Source organism: Metabacillus sp. YM-086 (assembly GCF_048059995.1).
Taxonomy (GTDB): domain Bacteria; phylum Bacillota; class Bacilli; order Bacillales; family Bacillaceae; genus Metabacillus; species Metabacillus litoralis_B.
Genome location: NZ_JBLUOI010000006.1, coordinates 122735 through 131274, shown reverse-complemented (window position 1 = coordinate 131274; position 8540 = coordinate 122735). Strand labels below are relative to the sequence as shown.

General features: G+C 33.8%; 8 protein-coding genes. 3 read left to right on the top strand and 5 right to left on the bottom strand.

Going from position 1 to position 8540, the window contains the following annotated elements:
- The coding region (locus ACEWK1_RS04660) for an EAL domain-containing protein (protein ID WP_416635751.1) at positions 1–608 on the bottom strand (608 nt) is incomplete at its 3' end.
- A gap of 139 nt (positions 609–747) precedes the next feature.
- The gene (locus tag ACEWK1_RS04655) at positions 748–1980 is read right to left on the bottom strand and encodes an MFS transporter (RefSeq protein WP_212134663.1); all 1233 of its coding nucleotides are present in this window, start codon (positions 1978–1980) and stop codon (positions 748–750) included.
- A 110-nt stretch (positions 1981–2090) separates the two neighbouring features.
- On the opposite strand from ACEWK1_RS04655, the gene ACEWK1_RS04650 reads away from it, so the two are divergent.
- Both ACEWK1_RS04650 and ACEWK1_RS04645 read left to right on the top strand, forming a co-directional pair.
- Positions 2091–3848, top strand: coding sequence for an ABC transporter substrate-binding protein (locus tag ACEWK1_RS04650; protein ID WP_121661521.1), 1758 nt, complete (start codon positions 2091–2093; stop codon positions 3846–3848).
- Between the two features lie 83 nt (positions 3849–3931).
- Positions 3932–4492, top strand: coding sequence for a peptidoglycan-binding domain-containing protein (locus ACEWK1_RS04645; protein WP_162987295.1), 561 nt, complete (start codon positions 3932–3934; stop codon positions 4490–4492).
- Between the two features lie 76 nt (positions 4493–4568).
- Here the strand turns inward: ACEWK1_RS04645 and ACEWK1_RS04640 are convergent, their stop codons facing one another.
- Both ACEWK1_RS04640 and ACEWK1_RS04635 read right to left on the bottom strand, forming a co-directional pair.
- Positions 4569–5399 (bottom strand): sugar phosphate isomerase/epimerase family protein, encoded by an 831-nt coding sequence (locus tag ACEWK1_RS04640; RefSeq protein ID WP_121661519.1) that lies wholly within the window; start codon positions 5397–5399, stop codon positions 4569–4571.
- Positions 5400–5449: 50 nt separating this feature from the next.
- Positions 5450–6523 (bottom strand): Gfo/Idh/MocA family protein, encoded by a 1074-nt coding sequence (locus ACEWK1_RS04635; RefSeq protein WP_121661518.1) that lies wholly within the window; start codon positions 6521–6523, stop codon positions 5450–5452.
- Positions 6524–6684: 161 nt separating this feature from the next.
- Between ACEWK1_RS04635 and ACEWK1_RS04630 the strand changes: the two genes are divergently transcribed.
- Positions 6685–7590, top strand: a complete 906-nt coding sequence (locus tag ACEWK1_RS04630) for a helix-turn-helix domain-containing protein (RefSeq protein ID WP_212134661.1) — start codon at positions 6685–6687, stop codon at positions 7588–7590.
- An 81-nt stretch (positions 7591–7671) separates the two neighbouring features.
- Here ACEWK1_RS04630 and ACEWK1_RS04625 read toward each other — a convergent pair whose 3' ends face one another.
- Positions 7672–8421, bottom strand: coding sequence for a sugar phosphate isomerase/epimerase family protein (locus ACEWK1_RS04625; protein ID WP_212134659.1), 750 nt, complete (start codon positions 8419–8421; stop codon positions 7672–7674).
- Positions 8422–8540 lie beyond the last annotated feature (119 nt).

The following is an 8540-nucleotide window of genomic DNA, read 5'->3' as shown; positions in this document are numbered from 1 at the left end:
GCCCCTATTTTTCTAGCTAGTAAAGATAACGAGTACAATACCCCATCATAAGACGTTGTTTGTTGATTGCTTTTTAACGCATGAATATCTACTTTTAATATGTCTGGCTCAAGCATTCCAATTCGATCTAAATTACTTGCTCCAACCCCAACATCATCAATTGCAATCTTTACACCTAAAGCTTTTATTTTTTGACATAGTGTGGCCACCATTAACATATCACCATTAACATTATGTTCAGTTAATTCTATTACTATTTTTGAAAGCATAAGACCACGTTCACGAAAGGTTAAAAGCCTGGTAAGAAGACCTTCCCCATTATCAATCATCACATAATTTGCATTCACATTTAGAAACAGTAGAACATCTTCTTTTTTATTAAGTATGACCTCCAACGCCTTTTCATGGATAAATGCATCCACCTCAAGACTAAATTCCATTGGTATCGTCGGGTCATGAAAAAAAGGACCTAAACTCTCTATCCCATCATCTGTTTCGATTCTAGCCAAAACCTCATAACCGATAATTGTATGACTATCTGCACTGAAAATGGCTTGGAAATAGGGGATGACTTTATTTAAATTTGTCATAACTTCTAGTGTATTCATCTGTATCAGCTCCGATAGATTTAAAAACCATGTCACTAATTATAACACGACTATGTCACATGTGATACATATTTACGACACCTATAAAAATAAAGCCAGTCACATATATTTGTATTGTATCTATAATTAATTCACCTTGTTATAGCTGTTTTTTCACCTTCCTCATCAATGATGTATTTTTATATATTGGGTAAGAGATGGTTGTGATAAGTAGTATCCCTCCAGATAGGATCAACGCAAGCAGGATATTGATTGAACTTGCAATAAAGCCCCCAAGAAGGGTACCGGCTAATAAAAACAAATTGAAAATAGAATAAAAAATGGCCGTTCCTCTTCCTCTAATAGCCTCAGGTAAATGTAGTAGAAAGATCGAACTTGTCGGGACCATCAATAAAGCATTGGCTAAGCCTGTAATGAAACTCCATCCCCCTAGTATAAAGAAGACAGACTGACTAAACATTACGTCTAATTTTATAATGCCATAAACACTGACAACACCTAGACCAAGTGTACCAATTGCAATATATAATAATTGGTAATGTACAATTTTTTTCATAGCATAAGAACCTACGATTGCCCCGATTACCGTTCCAAATGCAAATATCCCTTCTAAAATACCGAACTCTATATTAGATACTTGAAAATATTGAAGCAATACGGCTTTATAATTTGTTAAAAACATACCATAACCAATCAGAACCGGGAACAACAAAAGTATCATAAATAATAGAATTGGGGTTTTGATCATCTCCCTAACTCCGGTCCAAAGACTATTAAAATATGAATTTGTGTTATGATCTTTTTTTTGAGCTTTTAAAATTTTTAAGCTGAATATTAAACATGCAGAAATGATATAGGATGATGCATCAAGTATAAATACTAAACTAGGCGATTGAAAAGCTAATAATAAGCCAGCGAGTACAGGTCCTACTAATTTGATAACAGCAACCGTTGTTTGAAACAAAGCAATACCACTTGGTATACGATTTATTCCAACTATTATTGGTATTGATGCCATTCTCGCTGGTTCAAAAAACGCTGTACCTATCCCTTGTAATAGAGTGAGACAAATCAAAACGAGTGGTTTATCAACAAATAAAATCATACTTAATACCGTGAAGCATCGAAAAACATCCGAAAAAATCATCATTTTCCGACTTGAATATTTATCTATTAAAGGCCCTATTAATGGCCCAAGAATTACAGCAGGAAGTAATTGAGCAACAAATACAAATCCGATTAACAATGGATTTTCCACAGTTGTACCAATAAGGAATAAAACAGTCGTTATCGTCATTGCGTCTCCTAAAAATGACACAACAACTGCCAACCAATACCTTAAATAGGTTTTATCTTTAAGTAATTCAATCATCCTCACATCCCCCATTCACAATTATCTGTTATTATTTATTTAAACCTGAAATACAATAACTAAAAAGTGAAAAAACAAAGTATGTATTGCACCTTTTATCTGGAGGATATATGAAACAGATCGAACATCTATTAATCTTAAGAAATATATTTGATCACTATGAAAATAACGAAGAAATTACGATCACTCTTAAGGAAGTTGCTGAAATACTTTCAATTTCCGAAAGAAATGCAAATTACTTAATAAAAAAATTAAGTACAGCGCATAAATTAAAATGGGTTTCTGGTAGAGGTCGTGGAAAAAAATCAACACTACTTTTTTTACAAGGATTCATTGAATCAGCAGAAGAATATGTATCTGAAATGGTTTCTGAAGAAAAGATAATCGATGTTGTAAATTTTATTAATGCCTCTTATTTGAACGAAGAAGGACGGAAAAGTTTATATACCATCTTATCAATAAAGCTTGGTCCCAAAATAGAGAAATCAAAAAAAGATTCCACTAACGTTATAAAGATTTTATTATCACAAGAAATTACTACATTAACACCTATGGATGTTCTTCTATACTCAGAGGCTCATTTAGTGAAGGAAATTTATAGTACACTTGTTACCTATGATCATCGTGAACAAAAATTAAGTCCTGGCTTAGCTTACGCATGGAATTATGATAACAATGAAAAAAAATGGACTTTTTACTTAAGAAAATCTGTTATGTTCCACCGTGGCGAAATATTTACAGCTGCTGATGTGAAATTCACATTCGAGTACCTGCTTACGGTTGGTAAACATACAAGTATCACTCCCCTACTAGATGACTTATTAAAGGTCGAGATAAATGATGAACACACTATTTCCTTCTACTTTAAGGAGCAAAACCTGTTTTTCCCAAGAGTGTTAACTTCCTTTCACTGTTCGGTTCTTCACCATTCATATAAAAAACATAACCTACCAAACGGAACAGGGCCTTTTAGAGTGATGGAGCATACCAAACATTTTATTCGTCTAGTAGCCTTTGATTCTTATTTTCGAGAAAGACCATTAATTGATTCGATTGATATTTGGATGCAAAAAAGCAACGATGCTCCTAATAATGCTTCAACACTGGAGATAGGTGAAAAGCAACAAAAGTCTGTCATCCACAAACAAAAATTAGAAGGAAGTCGTTTTCTATTATTTAATCAGACAAAAAACGGCTATCAATCTAATAGTTACTTTCGTTTGTGTATAAAACATCTCATTAATCCAAGTCATTTAGTGAATGAGCTAAAGGGAAACCGGCGTATACCAGCAACAAGTTTTCTAACACCATATAGTAAAAAAGTAAACAGTGATTCACAGCATTTGGACATTGCTGAAAATTATTTACAAAAAAGTCATTATGCTGGTGAGATTATTAAGCTTTATTATTTTAACCTTAATGAAGGGTATGAAAGTGCATGCTGGATCCAAAAAGAAGCAAAAAAGATTGGGTTGAACATTTCCCTTACGCCGATTTCGCATGACAACCATGAGACAATATCTAATTCCGATTTCGTTTTGTTATCAGTTATATTGGATCGTGATGTTGAGGTTGGATTATATACACTCTTCAAAAGTGATCATTCGTTTATTAGAAATTTCTTTCATGATGAAACAAAAAAGATCATTGATACGGAGCTTGCTTTTATGAAATTGAAGAAGAACAAAAATGAAAGAATATCTTATTTCTTACAAATTGAAGAAATCCTAAAGAAAGATCATACTATTCATTTTCTTTACCACGCAACAAATACACTGCATTATCATTCGTCTTTAAAAGGTGTATCTTTTGATTCTTACGGTTTAACTAACTTTCATTCCGTTTGGATAGATCCTCTCGAGTTATAAATTTAGGCAGTTTGAAATTGAAACAATACAAAAACATCTTTCGTTCTATATGTGAAGAGTCAAAACAAAGGGAGATGATTTATTTGTATAAATGGAAAAGTCTAACTGCAACAATTGTGACAGCATCAGCTTTATTTTTAGGAATACCCTCTACAGGGGTTAATGCCCAGGAAAGTTTACAATATGAAATTTTTGATCTATCCTCAATTCTTAAAGAAGGATCAAAAGGAGAGAATGTTAAAATTATGCAACGGGCTTTAAATAAAGCAATGGGCGCAGAATTATCTGAAGATGGAATTTTCGGACCAAATACAACAAGAGCGGTACTCGCTTTTCAAAAAGCCAAAAACAATTTAAAAGCTGATGGAATTTATGGACCAAATACACATGCTTCTCTGTCCAAAGAGGTTAATTCATTTGGATTTGATGAAAAAATGCTAAAACTAGGTAGTAGAGGTGAAGCAGTAAAAACTCTACAAAAAGGTTTAAATGATATGAGTTATAACGTTGTTATTGACGGAATCTATGGTCAGCAAACAAAAGAGGCTATCATTCAGTTTCAAAAGCGATTTCCAGAGCTTACTAATGACGGAGTTTTTGGACCGAAAACAAAAGCGGTTATGGAAAAAGTTTTAAACGAATAGTTTTCAGTTATATTTTTTGACATAACGAAACGAAACCTCCTTTAAATTGCTGGAGGTTTCTCATGTTTATTTACGCCTACAAATTATTAAATACCCTATCAAACCCTGCTTTTGAACGTCTTAAAATTTCGTGTATTGATTGTGTTGCTTGTTTCGAGGTTAAAACTTCTTGAGCTATCGGTCCTTTATAACCCGTTTTCTGTAAACTCTTAAGAAACAATTCTAAGTCAATAATGCCTTCACCTGTGTACAATCTTTCGTTGTCCTTAAGTTCTTCAACAGGTAAATTAGCAGCATCATTTATATGAACATGAACGATTTGACTTTCATTTAAATTGGCAATGTCATCACTTGATAAACCTGTTGTATGCCAATGGTATGAATCTAATAATAATCCTACATTCGGTAAACCTATTGCATCAATAAGACTTAATGTTTCCTCTTGTGTCCAAATAAATGGATTTTTCCACGTACCTCTTAAATGATGTGGACCCACGTATTCTAAACCAAGACGGATATCGTACGCACTTAAAATTTCTGCACAAATTCTTAAGCGTTTAACCGCTAGGCTCATTAAATGTGCGGACTTTAAGTCTGTTGAGGGTAATATATATGTACAGCAACGTGAACACCCAAGTTCTTTTGCTGCTTGTGCCTCCAAAATGAGATTGGGTAAACTGCTGGAAAAATCATCATCCGATGTTCTCCACTGAACCGAAAGCCCAATTGAACCAATTGAGACATCGTTCTCACTTAGTATTTCTTTTGCATGATCCAAACCAAATGTAGTAATAAAACTTCTAGCATCAAGATCAACAGATTGAAATCCATAATCAGCCGCTAATTCGATCAATTGCTTATCATCTTCGAATTCCCCTAACCCAGCTTTCGTTAATCCTCTTAACATGAAAGTCACTCCTTGTTATATTCCCCCAGCACAAAGGAGAACCGTAAAAGTTAGATATTCCAATCCAGGACTACTTCACGACCTGTTTTTGAAGATTCATATATGGCATCCAGAATAAGATTATTAGTTAACCCTGTCATTGCTGATGTGATCGGTTGATTTCCGTTACGAATACATTCAACAAAATGTCTACTTAATTGAACACGATCTTCTTCTTCATTTGGTTTTGGAGATAGCTCAATATCAATTGGACGATCAAATTGTTCTGTAAGAATTTTGGCACTGTTGCCACCTAATGACGCTCCACCTTCAGATCCCATTAAATGAATAAACGGTTCATTACTTGTATCCATATTTACTGCCCAACTAACTTCGAGAGATAATGTTGATCCATCCTCCATTTTAATCAATGCTGTTGCTAAATCTTCAACATCATATTGACCTTCCCAGTTAGGAGTTCCCCAATTACCGATTCCTTTTTTCTTCGGACCAAACTCAGCATAAGTGGAACCGAATACTGATACTGGCTTTGGATTTCCCATTAAATATAAAGCTAAGTCCAGCATATGAACCCCTATATCAATCAATGGACCTCCACCAGCTTCTGATTTTGTCGTAAACCAGCTTCCCCAACCTGGAATTCCCTTACGGCGAAACCAACCTGTTTTTGCATGATAAATTCTTCCTAAAGCACCTTTTTCAGCTTGTTCTTTTACTTGCTGAATATTCCACTGCCAACGCATCTGGTGACCTACCATGACAACCTTGCCTGTTTCACGTTGTGCTCTTACAATATCTTTAGCTGCTTCACTGTTAATGCCCATCGGTTTTTCCACTAGCACATGTTTTCCTGCTTTTAAAGCCTGAATTGCAAGAGGTGCATGCCATTTGTTAGGGACACCAATAATAACTGCATCTATATTTGAATCGTGAATTAATTCCTCAGCACTTGAAAAAACTTGTTTTACTCCAAACTCCTTTGCTCTTTGATCAGCTAATGGAAGATAAGCATCTGTTATTCCTTGAAGGGTCACATCCTCACCTAATTTGGAAAAGGTTGTTAAATGAACACTTCCTATAGCACCCGCACCAATTATTCCAAGTCGAATTTTTTGTATTTCCATCGTAATACCTCCATTTTATGTATTAAATTACATTTTCCTTAGAAGATTTCTGTAATAAATCAATAACAGCGTTTACATTTATGATAAAATAAAAGATAAAAAAATGCTGATCAATTTTTCATCTATATATCTCAATTCTTCTGATAGGAGGAAACGTTACCATGACAAATTTCCCGATGTACTTATCTGAGTACCCTAATATGAATACAACATTTCCATTTCACCTATCAATAAACAATATTCACACAAGTTTTCCATCTCACCGACATGACTATCTTGAGTTTTCTTTAGTGATTGAGGGAGAAGGTTTTGAAATTATTAATGGAAAAAAACATCGCATGCAACCCGGTACATTTACTTTTATTTTGCCTTATCAAATTCATGAAATTATATCAGCCAAAAACACTTCACTCATTTTATTTAATTGCGTTTTCGATTTAAGACTCTTACATGATCTGGATTTGCAAGGCTTGTTATCAGATACAGATCAATTGTCAATTGAACCATATATAGCATTAGATGTTGAAGACTTTATACATATAAAAAAAATGCTTCATGACATGCTTATTGAATATACCGATAATAAGCCATATAAACATATTTTATTAAAGGCAAAGTTGGCTGAGGTCATTGTTTTAGTTGAACGTATTCGCAAGAAAAATTATTCAGTTACACCCAAGAACTCAAACTCAACAAAGAAAAAGGTAATATGGGATGTTGTCCACTATATCCATCTTCAATATCATGAAGATATCACCCTAACAAGTCTTTCTAAGAAATTTCACGTCAGTATTCCCTATTTAAGTGAGTTATTTAAAGAACAACTCGGCCAAAATTTTGTTCATTTTTTACATGAAGTACGAATTCGCCATGCATGTAGTTTATTAACTTCCACTATTATTCCAGTTACTGATATTGCTTTAGAAGTAGGTTATCGGAGTTTTCAAACCTTCTCTCGTGTATTCAGAGAACAAAAAAAACTTACTCCAACAGCTTATAGAAAATCTCAAGCTTCTCTAAGGCAAGAATTAAATGTACCTAAAAATGAAAACTCACCTTCAGCTTAACAACCAAAAGGAACTCAATATCTTTTTTCTGACCTGATACAATAAGAGAAGAGCATACCATGTAAGTATGCTCTTTTCCAATTATCTATTTGATAATGCATTCTTTAAATAATTAATGCTTATTTCGATACTTTCTAATGGAGAACGTTTACATTTATCTTGCTCAATAACCATCCATTGAACCTGAGCCTGCTCAATGTTATCTAAAATACCTTTGATGTTTACTCCACCTGTTCCTAACTCAGCAAATGTTTTCTCATCGTCTGTTGTCATATCTTTTAAATGAATTAACGGCATACGGCCTTTATACCTATTCATCCAATCAACTGGATCTTGGCCTGCTAATGTTAACCAATATACATCCAGTTCAGCCTTAACAAATTCTGGGCTCGTTTCATCATAAAGTCTTTCAAGATGAGAACGATCATCGCTTTTTTCTAATTCAAAATCATGATTATGATAGCTTAACGAAATCCCCTCTTGAAGACTTCTTTCTCCAGCTTCGTTTAAAAACTTAGCAAGTTGATCATACTCAGACCGTCTTTCCTCAACAAGGTAAGGGCATACAATATTTTTACAATTAAGTTTTTTTAAATACTCTAATTCAGCCTCAAGATTTTCTTCCATTCTCTCAAGTGAAACATGACTACTAACTGCTACTAAACCAAGTCGGTCAAGCGTGCTTTTTAAATCTTCAGCATCTTTTCCATAATAACCTGCTAATTCAACACCATTAAAGCCAAGTTCTGCTACTTTTTCTAAAGTTCCATAGAAATCTTTTTCACATTCTTCTCTTAGAGTAAATAATTGTACTGCTATTGAATTGTTCATCTCGTTCTCCCTCTCTTAACATAGTCTCCTTGTTATCATACACCAAAATAAACCTAATTTCACATTCAAATACATTTTGGGGAATTTTTTCTCTCTACTTATTATAAGGCTTGTTTTGT

Excerpts from the sequence above, each read along its gene's own strand:
- ACEWK1_RS04630 (WP_212134661.1), top strand. The coding sequence starts at position 6,685 with ATGACAAATTTCCCGATGTACTTATCTGAGTACCCTAATATGAATACA.
- ACEWK1_RS04625 (WP_212134659.1), bottom strand. The coding sequence starts at position 8,421 with ATGAACAATTCAATAGCAGTACAATTATTTACTCTAAGAGAAGAATGT.
- ACEWK1_RS04635 (WP_121661518.1), bottom strand. The coding sequence starts at position 6,523 with ATGGAAATACAAAAAATTCGACTTGGAATAATTGGTGCGGGTGCTATA.
- ACEWK1_RS04655 (WP_212134663.1), bottom strand. The coding sequence starts at position 1,980 with ATGATTGAATTACTTAAAGATAAAACCTATTTAAGGTATTGGTTGGCA.
- ACEWK1_RS04640 (WP_121661519.1), bottom strand. The coding sequence starts at position 5,399 with ATGTTAAGAGGATTAACGAAAGCTGGGTTAGGGGAATTCGAAGATGAT.
- ACEWK1_RS04650 (WP_121661521.1), top strand. The coding sequence starts at position 2,091 with ATGAAACAGATCGAACATCTATTAATCTTAAGAAATATATTTGATCAC.